Below are 17,499 nucleotides of genomic sequence, written 5' to 3'. Positions count from 1 at the left end.
GCCGCGCGGGGCGCGCCGCGCGCCGCGCCGCGCGCGCCGCGCTACGCGCGCGCCAGCAGCCCCAGCATGTCGACCACCCGGTTCGAGAACCCCCACTCGTTGTCGTACCAGGCGACCACCTTCACGTGCCGCCCCTCGTCGACACGGGTGAGCAGCGAGTCGAACACGCTCGACTCCGGCCGCCCCGTGATGTCCGTCGACACGAGCGGGTCCGCCGTGAACGCGAGCACGCCCGCGAGCGGCCCCGCGGCGGCAGCACGGTAGGCCTCGTTGACCTCCTCGACGGTGACGTCCCGCGACACCACGGTGTTCAGCTCGACGATCGACCCCACCGGCACCGGCACCCGGATCGCGTCACCCGACAGCTTGCCGTCGAGCCGCGGCAGCACGAGCCCGATGGCCTTGGCCGCTCCGGTCGAGGTCGGCACGATGTTCACCCCGGCGGCACGCGCCCGACGCAGGTCGCGGTGCGGACCGTCCTGCAGGTTCTGCTCCTGCGTGTAGGCGTGCACGGTCGTCATGAACCCGTGCTCGATGCCCGCGAGGTCGTCGAGCACCGACGCCAGCGGCGCGAGCGCGTTCGTCGTGCACGAGGCGTTCGAGACGACGGTGTGCACCGCCGGGTCGTACACGTCGGAGTTCACGCCGTACGCGATGGTGGCGTCCGCGCCGGTGGCGGGCGCGCTGATGAGGACGCGGCGGGCTCCCGCGGTCAGGTGTCCCGCCGCTGCGTCGCGCGCGGTGAACCGGCCGGTCGACTCGAGCACGACCTCGACGCCGAGGTCGCCCCACGGGAGCTCCGACGGCTCGCGCGACGCGAGGACGCGGATGCGCCGTCCGTCGACGACGAGGGTGTCCCCGTCGACCTCGACGGTCCCGGCGAACGGGCCGAGCGCGGAGTCGTACCGGAACAGGTGGGCGAGCGTCTCGGGTGCGGTGAGGTCGTTGACGGCGACGACGTCGAGGTCGTCGCCTCCCCGGGCGAGGAGCGCGCGGAGGGTGTTGCGGCCGATGCGGCCGAAGCCGTTGATCGCGATGCGGGTCATGTGGACTTCCTTTCGTTCCGCGGTCCATGCTCACGGCCCGGGAGGCGCGGCTCCAGTGGCTGGGAAGCCAGCGTTCGAAAGGATGTCGCCACCACCGCGGCGACGCGGTCAGTCCTGGAAGGTCCGCCGGTACTCGGTCGGCGAGGTCCCGAGGATCCGACGGAAGTGCGTCCGCAGGTTGGCGTCCGACCCGAGCCCCGCCCGCTCGGCGACCTGGTCGACGGCGAGGTCCGAGCGCTCGAGCAGCTCCCGTGCGAGGTCGACCCGAGCCCGGAGCACCCACTGCATCGGCGTGTACCCGGTGTCCTCGACGAAGCGCCGCGAGAACGTCCGCGGCGAGACCGTCGCGTTCCGGGCGAGGACCTCGAGCGTCAGCGGGTCGGCGAGGTGCCGGAGCGCCCACTCCCGCGTCTCGGCGAAGACGTCTCCGAGGGGCTCGGGCATGCTCCGCGGGACGTACTGCGCCTGCCCGCCGCTCCGGTACGGGGCACTCACGAGCCGCCGTGCGACGTGGTTCGACAGCCCGACCCCGTGGTCCTGCCGGACGATGTGCAGGCACAGGTCGATCCCGCTCGCCGCGCCCGCACTCGTCAGGACCGACCCGGCGTCGACGAACAGCACGTCCTCGTCCACGTCGACCTCGGGGTACCGGTCGCGGAGCACCCGCGTGTAGTGCCAGTGCGTGGTCGCACGACGGCCGTCGAGCAGTCCGGCGGCGGCCAGGGCGAACGCCCCGGTGGAGATCGCCGCGATCCGGACGCCCCGCTCGTGCGCCTGCCCGAGCGCCGCCACCACGTCGGCGGGCGGTGGCGTGTCCGCGGGGAACCGGTACCCGGGCACGAAGACCGTCTCGGCCCACTCGAGGGCGTCCAGCCCGTGGTCGACCGCGTACGCGAGGCCGTCTCCCCCGGCGATGCGACCCACGCGGGGGCCGCACACCCGGACCTCGTACGGCATGCTCGGGCGGTTCGAGAAGACCTGCGCCGGGATCCCGACGTCGAGCGGCTTCGCCCCGTCGAGCACGAGGACCGCGACGCGGTGCAGGTGGGGCGTGGCCATGCAGCGACGCTAGCGCCCTCCGGGGACGTCAGGCGTCGCGGATCGCGAGGACCCGGTGCGGAGCTGCCCGCTCCGCCCGCCACCCGGAGGGCAGGACGTCCTGGAGTTCCGGCAGCGTGAAGCTCCGCCGGATCGAGCGCAACCCGTCGACCCGCACGAAGGTGCCGGCCGCGACCAACGTCGAACCGACCGCGTACGCCCGGTAGGCCGAGCGCGACCGCCGGATGTCCGAGTGCAGGCTGCGGCTCGTCGCCAGCTGTTCGGAGTCCGCGAGGAACCCACGCCGCTCCTCGTCGCCGAGGTGGTGCAGCACGTGGTTCGACACGACGACGTCGAACCGCTCCCCCGCGGCGATGAGCTCGGCGCTCGACTGCTGCCGGAAGGTGACACCGCGCGGGGTGGACCGGGTCGCCGCGTCGATCGCCCGCGCGTCCGGGTCGGCCCCGACGACCTCGACGTCGAACCCGTCGGCGGCAGCCCACCGGACGAGCGCCCGCGCGAGGTCGCCGCCGCCGCACCCGAGGTCGAGCACGCGTCCCCGCCCGTTCGCGGGGAGCGCCGGCGCGACGTGCGTCCGCCACGCGGAGCGCCAGCCGCTCACGAGTGCGTTCACCACGGCGAAGCGTCGGAACGTCCGCGCGAGCGCGCGCGGGTCGCAGTCCGGGTCGTCCATGAGTTCGTGGAGGTCCAGTGCGCGCGTGGTCAGGTCGACGGCCGGGAGGCGCGGGTCGATCCCCTCGGTGCGGCTCACGAGACGCCCGTGGTCGCCGTCTCGACCGCGTGGTCGCGGGTCGCTGCCGTCGCCGCCTTGGCCGGTTCGTCCTGCTCACGGGTCGGGATCGACGGTCGCGTGCTGCCGACGGCGGTCAGTCGGGCGGCCTCGACCGTCAGGCCCGGCCCGAACGCGAGCGCGATGACGGGGGCACCGTCGTCGATGCCGTCGTCGAGCACCTGGCGGAGCACGAAGAGCACGGTGGCACTCGAGACGTTCCCGTGGTCGCGCAGGACGGCACGGCTCGCCGAGAGGGCGGCGTCCGGCAGCCCGAAGGCGACCTGCGTCCGGTCGAGGATCGCGCGACCGCCCGGGTGCACGGCCCAGGTCGGGACGTCGACGGCGGCGGAGCCCACGGCGGACAGCAGCGGTGCGACGGCCTCGGCGACTGTGGCGCCGACGAGCTTCGGGACGGCCGTGCTGAGCACCATCTCGAAGCCCTCGTCGCCGATGTTCCACGCCATCTCGGACGCGCCCTCGGGCACGACCGTCGTCGCGAAGTCGTCCAGGCGGAGGCCAGGGCCGTCGGCGGTGACCACGGCGGCCGCCGCACCGTCCCCGAAGACGCTGTTGGCGACGATCTGGTCCGGGTCGTCGCTCGCCCGGACGTGCAGCGTGCAGAGCTCGGCGCAGACGACGAGCACCACGGCGGACGGCACCGACTCGGCGAACGCCGCAGCGATGCGGAGCGCCGGGAACGCCGCGCAGCACCCCATGAACCCGATGTGCTGGCGGAAGACCGTGCGCGGGATGCCGAGTTCGGTGACGACGTCGAGGTCGGGGCCGGGCTGGGTGAACCCGGTGCACGAGACGGTCACCACGTGGGTGATCGACTCGGGTGTCACACCCGCGCGGTCCACGGCGTCGCGGGCGGCCGCCACGAACAGGGCCGGGGCGAGCTCGCGGTACCGGTCGTTCCGGGTGCCGGTCGACGGGGACCGCAGCACGCCGTGGTCGTCGCGGAAGGCACCGGACGGCCGCGTGCTGTCGAGTTCCTCGAGCACCGTGTGCCGGTGCTCCACGGCGGAGGCGTCGAACGCGGCGGGGACGAGCCGCCTGCCGAGCCGGCCCAGGTCGGGCTGCGACGCGAAGAGGTCGCGCACCGCAGCCTGCTCGAGTGTCGTCTCGGGGACGGCGGTACCGATGGCGCGGATCGTTGCGGACACGACTCATCCTGTCACCGGGTCGCTGACGCGTCCCCAGGATCGACGGGAGGCGCGGTGCCAGCCGGCACCGCGCCTTCCGTTCGTGGCCTGAACTCGTCTACGACTGCTGCGCGCGCTCCAGCACCAGCTCGCGGACCCGGGCGGCGTCCGCCTGGCCCTGCATGGCCTTCATGACGGCGCCGATGATGGCGCCGGCGGCCTGGACCTTGCCGTCCTTGATCTTGGCGAGGACGTCGGGCTGCGCGGCGAGCGCCTGGTCGACCGCGGCGGTGAGCGCCGAGTCGTCCGACACGACCTTGAGCCCACGCGACTCGACGACCTGCGACGGCGACCCTTCGCCGGCGATGACGCCTTCGAGGACCTGGCGTGCCAGGCGGTCGGTCAGGTCACCGGATTCGACGAGGGCGATGAGCTCGGCGACGTGCTGCGGCGAGACGAGATCACCGGGGGCGGCGTCCCGCGTGTTCGCGACACGGCTGATCTCACCCGTCCACCACTTGCGGGCGGCCTGCGGTGCGGCACCGGCGGCGACGGTCCCCTCGACCTCGTCGAGCAGCCCGCCGTTCACGACGTCTTGGAACTCGAGGTCGGTGAACCCCCAGTCGCCCTTGAGCCGACGGCGACGTGCCACCGGGGCCTCGGGCAGGGAAGCGCGGAGCTCCTCGATCACGGCCGGGTCCGGCACGACCGGGAGCAGGTCGGGCTCCGGGAAGTAGCGGTAGTCGTCGGCGTCGGACTTCGGACGGCCGGCCGAGGTGCGACCGGTGTCCTCGTGCCAGTGCCGGGTCTCCTGCGTGATCGAGCCACCGGCGGCGAGGATCGCGGCCTGGCGCTGGATCTCGTAGCGGATGGCCCGCTCGACGGCCCGGAACGAGTTGACGTTCTTCGTCTCCGTGCGCGTGCCGAGCTTCTCCTGCCCGCGGGGACGCAGCGAGATGTTCGCGTCGCAGCGGAGGTTGCCGCGTTCCATGCGGGCCTCGGAGACGCCGAGGGCCCGGACGAGGTCACGGATGACCTGCACGTACGCCGCACCGAGCTCGGGTGCGCGCTCCTCGGCGCCGAAGATCGGCTTCGTGACGATCTCGACGAGCGGGACCCCGGCACGGTTGTAGTCGACGAGCGAGTACTCGGCGCCCTGGATGCGGCCCGTGGCACCGCCGACGTGCGTCAGCTTGCCGGCGTCCTCTTCCATGTGGGCGCGCTCGATCGGCACGGTGAAGATGGTGCCGTCGGCGAGCTCGACCTCGACCTCGCCCTCGTACGCGATCGGCTCGTCGTACTGCGAGATCTGGTAGTTCTTCGGGTTGTCCGGGTAGTAGTAGTTCTTCCGGGCGAACCGCGAGGACTCGGCGATCGAGCAGCCGAGCGCGAGCCCGAGCTGGATCGAGTACCGCACGGCCTGCGAGTTGACGACCGGCAGCGACCCGGGGAGCCCGAGGTCGACCGGCGTCACGTTCGTGTTCGGCTCGCCGCCGAAGAAGTTCGGCGCGTCCGAGAACATCTTGGTCTTCGTCGCGAGCTCGACGTGGACCTCGAACCCGAGGACCGGCTCGTACAGCCGGAGTGCCTCGTCGAAGTCCATCAGCGCGTCCTTCTGCGCCATCAGATCACACCTTCCTGCGCAGCGGACTGCTGACTCTGGTCGAGGTCCGGGATGCTGTCGATGAGCGGGCGACCCCACTGCTGCTCGAGCAGGCGTTCGAGGGCGGCGCCGTACCGGTAGAGCCGGGCGTCCTCGCGCTGCGGTGCCATGAGCTGCACGCCCGTGGGGAGCGAGTCCTCGGGAGCGAGGCCGTTCGGGATGCTCATGCCCGGGACGCCGGCGAGGTTCGCCGGGATCGTCGTCAGGTCGTTGAGGTACATCGCCAGCGGGTCGTCGATGCGCTCACCGATCGGGAACGCGGTCGTCGGGGCCGACGGGCTGACCAGCAGGTCGACCTGCTCGAACGCGGCCTGGAAGTCGCGCTGCACGAGGGTGCGGACCTTCTGCGCCGACCCGTAGTAGGCGTCGTAGTAGCCGGCGCTCAGCGCGTAGGTGCCGAGGATGATGCGGCGCTTCACCTCGGGACCGAAACCGGCCTCGCGCGTGGCGGCCATGACGTCCTCGACGGTGGCACCGTTCTCGGGCGTCACGCGGAGCCCGAAGCGCACGGAGTCGAACTTCGCGAGGTTCGACGACGCCTCGGCCGGGAGGATCAGGTAGTACGCGCTGATCGCGTAGGCGAACGACGGGGCGTCGATCTCGACGACGACGGCACCGGCCGACTCGAGCAGGGCGACCGTCTCGTGGAAGCGCTGGGTGACGCCCGCCTGGAAGCCCTCGCCACCGGCGAGCTCCTTCACCACGCCGACGCGCAGGCCGCGCAGCGTGTCCGCCTGCAGGCCCTCGCGCGCAGCGGCCGCCATCGACGGCCAGGCGTCGGGGATGCTCGTGGAGTCACGCGGGTCGTGTCCGCCGATGACGTCGTGCAGCAGCGCGGCGTCGAGGACGGTGCGCGACACCGGGCCGACCTGGTCGAGGCTGGAGGCCAGGGCGATCGCGCCGTAGCGGCTCACCCCGCCGTAGGTCGGCTTCACGCCGACGGTTCCGGTGACGGCGCCCGGCTGGCGGATCGAGCCACCGGTGTCCGAGCCGAGGGCGAGCGGTGCCTCGTGCGCGGCGACCGCGGCCGCCGAACCACCACCGGAGCCACCGGGGATGCGGTCGAGGTCCCACGGGTTGTGCGTCGGGCCGTACGCCGAGAACTCGGTCGTCGAGCCCATGGCGAACTCGTCCATGTTCGTCTTGCCGAGCGGCACGAGGCCGGCGGCACGGAGCTTCGCGACCGGGGTGGCGTCGTACGGCGGCACCCAGCCTTCGAGGATCTTCGAGCCGGACGTCGTGGGCATGTCCTGCGTGCACAGGACGTCCTTGATCGCGATCGGCACGCCGGCGAGCGGACCGAGGTCGTCACCGGCGGCACGGCGGGAGTCGATCGACTTCGCCGCGGCGATCGCGTTCTGGTTGACGTGCAGGAAGGCGTGGACGTCGCCGTCCACCGCCTGGATTCGGTCGAGGTGCGCCTGGGTGGCCTCGACGCTCGAGACGTCGCGCGCCACGAGGGCGTCGGCGAGCGCCGCGGCGCTCAGCTTCGTGATGTCGGTCACTGCTCTTCTCCCAGGATGGCCGTCACGCGGAACCGTTCGCCGTCGGAGTCGGGTGCGCCCGAGAGCGCCTGCTCCTGCGTGAGGGTCGGACCGACCACGTCGGGTCGGGTGACGTTGCCGAGCGGCACGGGGTGGCTGGTCGCCGGGACGTCCGGGGTGGCGACCTCGGTGACCTTGGCGACGCTGTCGACGATGTGCGACAGCTCCCCCGTGAGCTTCTCGATCTCTTCGGGCGTGAGTGCGATACGTGCGAGGTTCGCCAGGTGGGCGACCTGCTCGCTCGTGATGTCAGGCATGGTGCTCCGTCGATCGGTTCGTGGATTGCGCACCAGTCTATTGGTGCCTCAGTGGCCCTTCTGCTTCCCCTGCGGGTCCTGTGGAGACTGCTGCGCGGGCTGGTCCCCCTGTGGAGACTGCTGTGCCGGCTGCTGCTGACCCTGCTGCTGCGTCGCCGCCGCGTCACCCTGGGAACCGCCCGACGATCCGCTCGACGACGTGTGGCTGGCCTGGCCGATCATCGCCGGGTCCGCAGCCGGCAGCGTGCCACCGCCGACGGTCTGGTCGAGGTAGGACATCATCGACTTGCCGACGCCGAACTTCGCGCTGTACCCGGTGGTCCCCTGCAGGAACGGCCAGTTCGCCAGGCTCACGTTGCCCTGGACGTTGCCGATCCAGGTCGCGTTCGTGTACTTCGTGCTCGACGCGACGAGCCAGTTCTGCACGTCGCCGTCGGTGGTGCCGGTCTTCGCGAACTTCGGGGTGCTGTCGCCGGGGTTGGCGCTCGCGGCCGTGCCGGACCCGGTGAGGACGCCCTGCAGCGCGTAGTCGACCGTCCCCGCCACGTCGGCCGCCACGCCCTGCGTGCAGGACGACGGCGTCGGGGTGATCTTCGTGCCGTCCGACTCGGTGACGGAGTCGATGGCGGTCGGCGTGCAGACGACGCCGCCGTTCGCGAAGCCCGCGTAGGCCTCGGCGAGGTCGATCGGGGACAGGTTGTTCACGCCGAGGATCGACGACGGGGTCTGTCCGAGCGCGCCGCCGGCCGCCGGGTGGATGCCCATCGACTGGGCGAGCTGCGCGATCTTGCACAGGTCGAGCTGCTTGCCCATCGCGGCGTAGGCGGTGTTGATCGACTCCGAGGTCGCGGCCTGCACGGTCATCGACGACGGCACGTTCTCGGCGTTCGACACCGGCCAGGTCCCGCCGCTGACGTTCTGGCAGGTGTTCGTGAAGTCCGAGTTCTGGAACGTGTGCTCGGTCGTCGACACCGACTGCGAGAGCGTGTGCCCGGTGGCGAGCCACTCGGCGAGCGTGAACACCTTGTACGTCGAGCCCGTCTGGAACCCGCCCGAGTTGCCGTACCCGCTGTCGGCGCTGTAGTTCACCGCGGTCGACCCGGCCGTCGAGGTGTCGCCCTGCGTGTACTGCGTGTTCTGCACCATCGAGAGGATCCGGCCGGTTCCCGGCTCCACGGTGACGTTCGAGCCGCCGACGTCGACGCCGGCCATCGTCGACGGGACGTAGGTCGACAGCGCGGTCTGCGCCTGGGACTGCAGGTCGAGGTCGAGCGAGGTGTGGATCTCGAGGCCCTTGGTGTCGAGCGTCGCGATGCGCTCGGCGGCCGTCTTGCCGAACGCCGGGTCCTGCAGCACCTGGTCGCGCACGTAGTCGCAGAAGTAGCCGGCGTCGTACCCGGTCGCGGCCGAGGAGCAGCCGTTCGCCGTGGCGGTGATCTTCGGCGTGACCGGTGTCGCCTTCGCCTGCTCGAGCTGCGCCTTCGTGATGTCGTGGTGGACGTACATGCGCTGCAGCACGTAGTCGCGGCGTTCCTTGGTGGCGGCGTAGCCGTTCTTCGCGCCGTTGTCGGCGTTCGACGGCTGGTCGATGCGCAGGTTCGACGGGTTGTTGAGGATCGCGACGAGGGTGGCCGACTGGACGAGCGAGAGGTCCTTCGCGTGCACGCCGAAGTAGTACTCGGCACCGGCCTCGGCGCCGTAGACGCGGCCGCCGAGCCCGACGAGGTTCAGGTACCCGGTGAGGATCTGGTCCTTCGAGTACTTCTTGTTCACGGCGATCGCGTACCGCATCTCTTGGAGCTTGCGCTGCGGGGTCACCCCGGCGGCGTCCTCGTAGCACGCGGCGACCTTCTTCGCGGTGTCCGCGGCGTCCTTGCCCGTGAGCTCCTCGCACTGCTGCACGAGGACGTTCTTCACGTACTGCTGGGTGATGCTCGACCCGCCCTGCACGTCACCGCCGACGACCGTCGCCGCCGCACCGCGGAGCGTGCCGACGACGTCGATGCCGCCCTCGTCGTAGAAGCGGGGGTCCTCGGTGTCGATCGCCGCCTGCTTGAGCGTCTTCGCCATCGCCCCGGACGCCACGGTCGTGCGGTTCTCGGCGTAGAACGAGGCGATCTTGACCTGCTGTCCGCCCTTCTCCGCGTAGACGGAGGAGACCTGCTGCGGCGTCTGGATGTCGAGGTAGCTCGGCAGGTCCTCGAAGAAGGACACCGCCCCGGACGTGCTCTCGCCCGCGACGGCGACCCCCGGCGTGACCGCCACGGCGACGAGCATGCCGGCCAGCGCCGACATCGCGACGAACGTCAGGAGAGCACCAGGCCATCGCACCACACGCATGCAGGGCACCGTACGGTCACGATCTGGACTGGTTCTGCCGTGGAACGAGTCCAGGCTGCACCGCCCCTCAGGTTCCCACCCAGGATCAGTCGCGGGGCTGGAGGTCCTGCGGTCGGACGAGGTACATGTCCGGCGACGCCTGCGGCAGCCCGTCGCCACCGCGCTCACCGCGCCGGACCTGCTCGCGCACGAGGTCTCCGCGGCCGACGGCGATGAGCGCCACGTCGTGCAGCGACGCCGTCCCCGGCTTGAGGTAGTCGTTGTGCCCGACCGGTCGGCGGAACACCTCGCCGGCCTCCTGCACGTCGACGCCGCCGGTCAGGTCGAGCACGGTCGAGCCGAACCCCGCCGAACCGGGATCGGTGCCGAAGTACCCGGAGCCGGCGATCGGGTCGCTGTGCGCGTCCCCGACGAACACCTGCCCGGCGCTGACGGCCAGGTCGGCCGAGGTGCGCACGTCGCTCCCCGGCGAGCCCAGGACCGTCAGGGTGTCCGCGCTCATCTCCCCCGAGGCCAGTGCCATGAGCGCCGCGGTCGACCCGTACGAGTGGGCGACGATGTTCACCCGCGGTTCGTCGCCGTCGCGGATCTCCCGGAGCCCGCCGACCGTCCGGGCGAGGCGCTCCCCGCCCGTCTTGGCCATGCCGAGCGACATGATGTTCGACAGGTCCGGCGTGCGGTAGCCCATCCACGCCACGACGGCGACGCCGTTGCCCGAGCCGGGCGCGGCCAGACCGGCCACGGTCGCCTGCTCGGTGTAGAGGTCGTTCGCGGTGTTCGTGAAGTCCGCCATCTGGCCGGTCACGGTGAAGAACATGCCGGGGACGACGACCGTGACGTCGGCGGCGGTGTCCAGGTCCCCGACGGCGATGGCCGCGCGCCCGGCCCCTCGCGTGTCGAGCGTGATGAGGTACCGGTCCGGTGCACCGACCTCGTGCACGAGCGCGTCGCGGACCTGGCCGAGCATCGCGGTCACGGCGGCCGCGGCCGAGTGGTCGGCGAGACCCGTGGCGAGGACCGCCCGGTTCGCACGGTCGCGGACCGCGTAGGGCACGCCCTCGAGGTTCCCGACGACGGACGGCGCGAGGGTCGTCAGGGTGTCGCGCTCGTCGTCCGTGAGTCCGGACCACCAGGCGGTGACCTCGGCGGCGGTCGGCGGGTCGTCCTCGGCGGTCGCGAGCACGTGACGGTCCTGCCCGGCACGGAGGAGGTCCGCGCCGCTGAGCGACGACAGGTCGGTGAGGAACGCCCGCCCGTGCTCGACGGTGACCCCACCCGACGCGGACGACGGCCCGGACACGGACACCGACGCGGTCAGGTGTACCCCGGTCATGACCGGTCGGGGTACTGAGGCACCCTCAGGGACCCGCGCGATCGCGTGCACGACGGCCACGGAGTGGGTGGCGGGCGCGACTGGGGCCTCGACCACTCCGAGCGAGTGCATCGAGGCGGTGAGCAGAGCCGCGGCGATGAGCAGCAATCGGGTCTCCCCCGGGAAGGCCGTCCCGTCGACTCCCTGCAGACGACGGGTGATGCTCTATCGAGTGTAAGGAGAATAGCCTTCCCGAGGACGTGCGCGTTGCAACTTGTCCCCCGAACTGGGTGGACACACAGGCGCGCCGTACCGCACCGACCGACGCCGGACGTGCTCCTGAGTCGGACTCAGTCCTCGGGTTCGTCGCCGGCCGCGTCGCCGAGCGCCGCCGGCCCCTCGGTCACCAGCAGGCGGAACTGCTCGGCGTCGATGATCCGGACCCCGAGTTGTTCGGCCTTGGTGAGCTTCGAACCGGCACCGGGACCGGCCGCGACGAAGTCCGTCTTCTTGCTCACGCTCGAGGCCGCCTTGCCGCCCGCGGCGATGATCGCCTCCTGCGCGCCCTCGCGGCTGTACCCCTCGAGGGAGCCCGTCGCCACGACGGTCAGCCCGCTGAGCACGCCGCCTTCTACGTCCGCGGCGCCCGGTCCGGGGTGCCCGGGCGTGGTGAACTGCACGCCCGCCGCCGTCCAGCGGTCGATGATGTCGCGGTGCCAGTCGACCTCGAACCAGTCGAGCAGGGCGTCGGCGATGATCCCGCCGACACCGTCCACCGCGGCGAGTTCCTCGCGCGAGGCGGCCCGGATGGCGTCGAGGGACCCGAAGTGGTTCGCGAGCGCGCGGGCTGCCACCGGCCCGACGTGCCGGATGCTCAGGCCGACCATGATCCGCCAGAGCGGCTTCGTCTTCGCGGCGTCGATGTTCGCCAGCATCTCGAACGCGTTCTTCGACGGGTACCGGCTCGGTTCGCCCGTGTAGTCCGCTCCCCGTGCGTCGGGGTCGAACGGCGGATCGGTCTTCTTGCGCGCCCGGCTGAACGGCGTCACCCGCTTCGGCGCACCGTCGTCGGTGGTCTTCTCCATGCCGGTCTCGGCGTCACGGACGATGACCTCGATCGGGACGATGTCCTCCATCGTCAGGTCGAACAGGCCGGCCTCGGTCTCGAGCGGAGGCTGCTCGGGGTGGAGCGGCTGCGTGAGGGCCGCCGCAGCGACCTCGCCCAGCCCCTCGATGTCGAGCGAGCCACGGGAGGCGATGTGCTCGACCCGGCCGCGCACCTGCGCCGGGCAGCTCTTCGCGTTCGGGCAGCGGAGGTCGATGTCGCCTTCCTTCGCGGGGGCGAGGGGCGTGCCGCACTCGGGGCAGTTCGTCGGCATGACGAACTCGCGCTCGGTACCGTCGCGGAGCTCGACGACCGGACCGAGCACCTCGGGGATGACGTCGCCCGCCTTCCGGAGCACCACGGTGTCCCCGATGAGGACGCCCTTCGCCTTGACGACCTGCTGGTTGTGCAGGGTCGCCTGCCGCACGACCGACCCGGCGACCTCGGCCGGGGCCATCACCGCGAAGGGCGTGGCGCGACCGGTCCGACCGACGCTGACGACCACGTCGAGGAGCGTCGTGTGGACCTCTTCCGGCGGGTACTTGTACGCGATCGCCCACCGCGGGGCGCGCGACGTCGACCCGAGTTCCTCGTGCAGGGCGAGGTCGTCGACCTTGATCACGATGCCGTCGATCTGGTGCTCGACCGACGCCCGTCGCTCGCCGTAGTCCTTGACGAAGGCCAGCACCTCGTCGATGGAGTCGAAGACCCGGTAGTGCGAACTCGTCGGCAGGCCCCACGTCTGCAGGAGCTCGTACACCTCGGACTGCGCGCGGACGTCGGTGTCCCGTTCGAGTTCGCGGACGGGCCACGCGCCGATGCCGTGCACGAGCATGCGCAGCCGACGGAGCCGGTCCACCATGAGCTCGCGCTTCGCCTCGGACTTGCCCTCCTCCTTCTGGCGGAGGGATCCGGCTGCCGCGTTGCGCGGGTTCGCGAAGACCCGCTCCCCCGCGTCGCGCTGCTTGGCGTTCAGTTCGTCGAACTGCTCGACCGGGAAGAAGATTTCGCCACGGACCTCGACGAGGGGCGGGTGCCCGGAACCGGACAGGCGGTCCGGGATCGTCCCCATCGTGCGGACGTTGCCGGTGACGTCCTCGCCGACGACCCCGTCACCGCGCGTCGCGGCCGAGACGAGCCGACCGTTCTCGTACCGGAGGTTGATCGCGAGCCCGTCGATCTTCAGCTCGGTGAGGAACCGGACGCGCTCGGCACCGGCGTCGCGCTGCACCTTGACCGCCCAGTCGACGAGTTCGTCCGGGCTGAAGACGTTGTCGAGGCTGAGCATCCGTTCGGCGTGCTCGACCGGCGCGAACTGCACGGTCTGCGCCTGGCCGCCCACGGTCTGGGTCGGGCTGTCCTCGGTGAGGAGTTCCGGGAAGCGCTGCTCGATCGCGTCGAGGCGGTGGACGAGCCCGTCGTACTCGCCGTCCGCGACCGTCGACCCGTTCTCGTCGTAGTACGCGTGCCGCAGCTCGTTGATGCTGGACCGGAGCCGGTCGACCTCACGCTGCGCCTGCGCCGCGTCGAGTGCGGCGGGGTCGATCGTCTCGAACGTCGAGTCCGCGGGCGTCGTGTCGCTCATGCCCTCAGTTCTACCGGCAACCACCGACCGGACGCGCAGCCGACGGGCAACCCGGGAGCGCCGCGCGGTCAGACGGCGGCGGGCACCGCCGACACCGTCGCGTCGATCGTGCACTGCCCGAGCACCCGGGTGCCGACGTACACGACCGCGGTCTGCCCCGGCGCGACGCCCGAGAGCGGTTCGTCGACGTCGATGACCAGCTGGCCGTCGGTCACCCGTGCGGTCGCGGGCACCGGGTCGGCGTGCGCCCGGATCTGCACGTCGCAGGCGAACGGCGTGGACGGGTCGGCGGGCGCGGTGCCGGCCCAGGTGAAGCGCGCCCCGGACATCGAGGTCACGTCGAGCGCCTCCTTCGGGCCGACCACGACGGTGTTCTCCTTCGGGCGGATCTCGAGCACGAACCGCGGCTTGCCGTCCGGTGCCGGTCGACCGAGGTGCAGTCCGCGCCGCTGTCCGACCGTGTACCCGGTCGCCCCGTCGTGCGCACCGACGACCGTGCCGTCCCGCTCGACGACCTCGCCGGGAGCCGCGCCGACCCGGTCCGCCAGCCAGCCCCGGGTGTCGCCGTCCGGGATGAAGCAGATGTCGTAGGAGTCGGGCTTCTGCGCCACGGTGAGGCCCCGCGCCGCCGCCTCGGCCCGGACCTCGTCCTTCGAGGGCGTCGCTCCGAGGGGGAACATCGCGTGCTGGAGCTGCTCGGCGGTCAGGACGCCGAGGACGTACGACTGGTCCTTCGCCCACGCCGCCGAGCGGTGCAGCTCGCGCGCCCCGTCCGGACCGGTGACGATCGAGGCGTAGTGCCCGGTGCAGACGGCGTCGAACCCGAGGGCGAGCGCCTTCTCGAGCAGCGCCGCGAACTTGATCCGCTCGTTGCAGCGCATGCAGGGGTTCGGCGTGCGGCCGGCCTGGTACTCGGCCACGAAGTCGTCGACGACGTCCTCCTTGAACCGGGCCGAGAAGTCCCACACGTAGTACGGGATGCCGAGCGCGGACGCGGCGCGCTGGGCGTCCATCGAGTCCTCGATCGTGCAGCAGCCGCGGCTGCCGGTGCGCAGGGTCCCGGGCATGCGGCTCAGCGCCAGGTGCACACCGACCACGTCGTGCCCGGCGTCGACCGCCCGGGCTGCGGCCACCGCCGAGTCGACCCCACCGCTCATCGCCGCCAGAACTCGCATGGCTCCAGGGTAACCCGCCGACGAAGCGGTACCGCGGGCGTACCGTTGTCCGAGCGATGACCTCCGAGACCCCTGCCTTCGACTTCCGGTCGGTCCTGCTGTCCGGGTTCCTGCCCGCAGCGCTCTTCGCGATCGGCGAGGGCGCGATCATCCCGATCATCCCGATCGCGGCGAGCTCCCTCGGCGCGAGCCTGGCGTTCGCGGGCTTCGTCGCGGCGCTCATCCTCGTGGGCGAGCTCATCGGGGACGTGCCGTCCGGGGTGGTGGTCGCCCGCATCGGGGAGCGCAACGCGATGATCGGCGCGGCGGTCGTCTCCGTCGTCGGGCTCCTGGTGTGCACGGCCGCCCCGAACGCCTGGGTCCTCGCGCTCGGAGTGTTCCTCGTCGGTGTCTCCACCGCCGTCTTCGCCCTCGCTCGGCACGCCTACATGACGACCGCGATCCCCCTCCACATCCGGGCACGGGCGCTGTCGAGCCTCGGTGGCGTGTTCCGCTTCGGCTACTTCGTCGGACCGTTCATCGCCGCCGGTGTCGTGCACCTGACGGGCACCACGCAGAGCGCGTTCTGGATCCACATCGTCTGCTGCCTCCTGGCGGCGGTGACGCTCCTCGTCCTGCGCGACCCCGCGACGGGCGCACGCGGCTTCCGCAGGCCGAGCCGCGCCTCCCGGCCCACGACGGACGACGCGAGGGACAAGACCGACGCGACCACCACGGAGCCGCCCACCGACACCGGTGCGCAGTTCGTGCAAGAGGAAGCGCACGGCCTCTTCCGCACCATCCGCGCGAACCGGGCCGTGCTCCTCCGGCTCGGCAGCGGTGCCGGCCTGATCGGCGCGCTCCGCGCCGGCCGCCAGGTCATCCTGCCGCTCTGGGCGGTCAGCGTCGGGCTCGACGACTCGACCGCAGCGCTCGTCATCGGCATCGCCGGTGCGGTCGACTTCGCGCTCTTCTACACGAGCGGGCAGATCATGGACCGGTGGGGCCGCCTGGCGAGCGCACTCCCCTGCATGGTCGGGCTCAGCATCAGCTACTTCCTGCTCGCGTGGTCCGGACACCTCGACGCCCGGGTGGGCTGGTTCGTCGCGATCGCGATGGGGATGTCGCTCGCGAACGGCGTCGGGTCGGGCATCCTCATGACGCTCGGCGCGGACCTCGCGCCGCGGGACCACCCGGCGCCGTTCCTGGGCGCCTGGAGGTTCACCGGCGACTTCGGGCAAGCCGCTGCACCGCTCCTCATCTCCGGCGTGACCGCCGTCGCGTCGATCGCCGTCGCGAGCGGCGTGATGGGGGTGCTCGGCCTGGTCGGCGCGGGCATCCTGTTGCGGTACGTGCCGCGGTACCTCCCACGGAAGCTGCGCTGACCGTCCGCCGAACGGCCGGTCGGGGCGGCCCAGGAGGCGCGGATCACGTCCGGCGCGCGGGCGGCGCTCGGTAGACTGCCGCTGCTCGCGGGAGTGGTGGAATCGGTAGACACGCAGGATTTAGGTTCCTGTGCCCCTGGCGTGAGGGTTCGAGTCCCTCCTTCCGCACCAGAGTCTGCGTCCTCACGCATCTCATACCACCGAGGGACGTTGCCGTCATCGGCGGACGGTACCCTCGTCCTGCGGGACGCCTCCCCGTGTCCCCGCCTCCACGACCGGAAGAACAATGCACTCCGTCGCACTCGCCCTGATCCCCTGGCTGGATCCGCAGTACATCCTCGACAACTTCGGGGCCATCGCCGTGTTCGTGGTGTGCGCCATCATCTTCGCCGAGACCGGGCTGCTCGTCGGCTTCATCTTCCCGGGCGACAGCCTGCTCGTCATCACCGGCCTCTTCGCGTTCGACCGTGGTGGCGAGATCGGCGGCATCCCCGTCTGGATCGCCGCGCTGATGATCGCCGCGTCCGCGTTCCTCGGGGGCGAGCTCGGCTACTACATCGGCAAGAAGGCCGGCCCGCCCATCTTCGAGCGCAAGGAGAGCGGGCTGTTCTCCAAGGCGAACGTCGACCGCACGAACGCGTTCTTCCACCGGTTCGGCCCCCTCGCGGTGATCCTCGCCCGGTTCGTCCCCGTCGTGCGGACGTTCCTGCCGATCGCCGCCGGTGTGGGCCGGATGAACTACAAGAAGTACTCCCTGTACAACGCGATCGGTGCCGTCGTGTGGGGCGTCGGGGTGACGTTCCTCGGGTACTTCATCGGGCACATCCCGTTCGTCGCGCACATCGTCCGCGAGTACATCGACATCATCCTGCTCGCGGCCGTCGTCGTGACGGTCGTGCCGATGGCGCTGACGTACTTCCGGAACGCGCGCAAGGCGAAGCGCGACGAGGCCGCGGCCGAGGCGGGGACCGAGCCGCAGCGCTGACGGTCCGTCCTGCCGGACAGGAGGCGCGGTGCCGGCTGGCGCCGCGCCTCCTGTCCGTCGCGGGCCGTATCGGCCCGGGCCGGGCCACCGCCCGCTCCGCTCGCGCCACCGAGCGCGCGAAGTACGTCCCCCTCGGCGCACCCGCGC

The 17,499-nt window shown here is 71.7% G+C and carries 13 protein-coding genes and 1 tRNA gene; 3 read left to right on the top strand and 11 right to left on the bottom strand.

The window, feature by feature from the left end:
• Nucleotides 1–41 precede the first annotated feature (41 nt).
• The 11 genes from gap to mnmA all read right to left on the bottom strand — a co-directional run bounded on the left by gap (nt 42) and on the right by mnmA (nt 15,003).
• A complete protein-coding gene (gap, locus tag HWD93_RS17055) occupies nt 42–1,046 on the bottom strand; it encodes a type I glyceraldehyde-3-phosphate dehydrogenase (RefSeq protein ID WP_261647460.1) in 1,005 nt (334 codons plus the stop codon).
• A gap of 108 nt (nt 1,047–1,154) precedes the next feature.
• Nucleotides 1,155–2,105, bottom strand: coding sequence for a GlxA family transcriptional regulator (locus HWD93_RS17050; RefSeq protein ID WP_071302956.1), 951 nt, complete (start codon nt 2,103–2,105; stop codon nt 1,155–1,157).
• A 28-nt stretch (nt 2,106–2,133) separates the two neighbouring features.
• Nucleotides 2,134–2,856 carry a methyltransferase domain-containing protein gene (locus HWD93_RS17045; protein ID WP_083295014.1) on the bottom strand — a complete coding sequence of 241 codons (723 nt, stop codon included), beginning with the start codon at nt 2,854–2,856 and terminating at the stop codon, nt 2,134–2,136.
• Nucleotides 2,853–4,043, bottom strand: coding sequence for a type III polyketide synthase (locus HWD93_RS19605; RefSeq protein ID WP_261647459.1), 1,191 nt, complete (start codon nt 4,041–4,043; stop codon nt 2,853–2,855). The genes HWD93_RS17045 and HWD93_RS19605 overlap by 4 nt, the downstream gene beginning before the upstream one ends.
• Nucleotides 4,044–4,140: 97 nt before the next feature.
• The gene (gatB, locus tag HWD93_RS17035; protein WP_261647458.1) at nt 4,141–5,646 is read right to left on the bottom strand and encodes an Asp-tRNA(Asn)/Glu-tRNA(Gln) amidotransferase subunit GatB; all 1,506 of its coding nucleotides are present in this window, start codon (nt 5,644–5,646) and stop codon (nt 4,141–4,143) included.
• On the bottom strand, nt 5,646–7,190 hold the full coding sequence (gene gatA / locus HWD93_RS17030) for an Asp-tRNA(Asn)/Glu-tRNA(Gln) amidotransferase subunit GatA (RefSeq protein WP_070416659.1): 1,545 nt from the start codon (nt 7,188–7,190) through the stop codon (nt 5,646–5,648). Before gatA ends, gatB begins: the two co-directional genes overlap by 1 nt.
• Nucleotides 7,187–7,486 (bottom strand): Asp-tRNA(Asn)/Glu-tRNA(Gln) amidotransferase subunit GatC, encoded by a 300-nt coding sequence (gene gatC, locus HWD93_RS17025; RefSeq protein WP_070416660.1) that lies wholly within the window; start codon nt 7,484–7,486, stop codon nt 7,187–7,189. The genes gatA and gatC overlap by 4 nt, the downstream gene beginning before the upstream one ends.
• Nucleotides 7,487–7,534: 48 nt before the next feature.
• Nucleotides 7,535–9,826: a transglycosylase domain-containing protein gene (locus HWD93_RS17020; RefSeq protein WP_261647457.1), complete on the bottom strand. Its 2,292-nt coding sequence runs from the start codon at nt 9,824–9,826 to the stop codon at nt 7,535–7,537.
• Between the two features lie 85 nt (nt 9,827–9,911).
• Nucleotides 9,912–11,159: an alpha/beta hydrolase gene (locus tag HWD93_RS17015; RefSeq protein WP_175473698.1), complete on the bottom strand. Its 1,248-nt coding sequence runs from the start codon at nt 11,157–11,159 to the stop codon at nt 9,912–9,914.
• Nucleotides 11,160–11,488: 329 nt separating this feature from the next.
• A complete protein-coding gene (ligA, locus tag HWD93_RS17010; RefSeq protein ID WP_261647456.1) occupies nt 11,489–13,828 on the bottom strand; it encodes an NAD-dependent DNA ligase LigA in 2,340 nt (779 codons plus the stop codon).
• A gap of 68 nt (nt 13,829–13,896) precedes the next feature.
• The gene (gene mnmA / locus HWD93_RS17005) at nt 13,897–15,003 is read right to left on the bottom strand and encodes a tRNA 2-thiouridine(34) synthase MnmA (RefSeq protein WP_261647455.1); all 1,107 of its coding nucleotides are present in this window, start codon (nt 15,001–15,003) and stop codon (nt 13,897–13,899) included.
• A 56-nt stretch (nt 15,004–15,059) separates the two neighbouring features.
• Between mnmA and HWD93_RS17000 the strand changes: the two genes are divergently transcribed.
• The 3 genes from HWD93_RS17000 to HWD93_RS16990 all read left to right on the top strand — a co-directional run bounded on the left by HWD93_RS17000 (nt 15,060) and on the right by HWD93_RS16990 (nt 17,352).
• Nucleotides 15,060–16,367, top strand: coding sequence for an MFS transporter (locus HWD93_RS17000; protein WP_092384158.1), 1,308 nt, complete (start codon nt 15,060–15,062; stop codon nt 16,365–16,367).
• An 87-nt stretch (nt 16,368–16,454) separates the two neighbouring features.
• Nucleotides 16,455–16,538, top strand: a tRNA-Leu gene (locus HWD93_RS16995).
• Between the two features lie 115 nt (nt 16,539–16,653).
• Nucleotides 16,654–17,352: a DedA family protein gene (locus HWD93_RS16990; RefSeq protein ID WP_070416665.1), complete on the top strand. Its 699-nt coding sequence runs from the start codon at nt 16,654–16,656 to the stop codon at nt 17,350–17,352.
• Nucleotides 17,353–17,499: the final 147 nt, after the last annotated feature.

The sequence above is a fragment of the Curtobacterium sp. C2H10 genome, assembly GCF_025407985.1.
GTDB lineage: Bacteria > Actinomycetota > Actinomycetes > Actinomycetales > Microbacteriaceae > Curtobacterium.
Note: the sequence above shows the minus strand (reverse complement) of the source record. Positions and strands in the feature narration are given on the sequence as shown.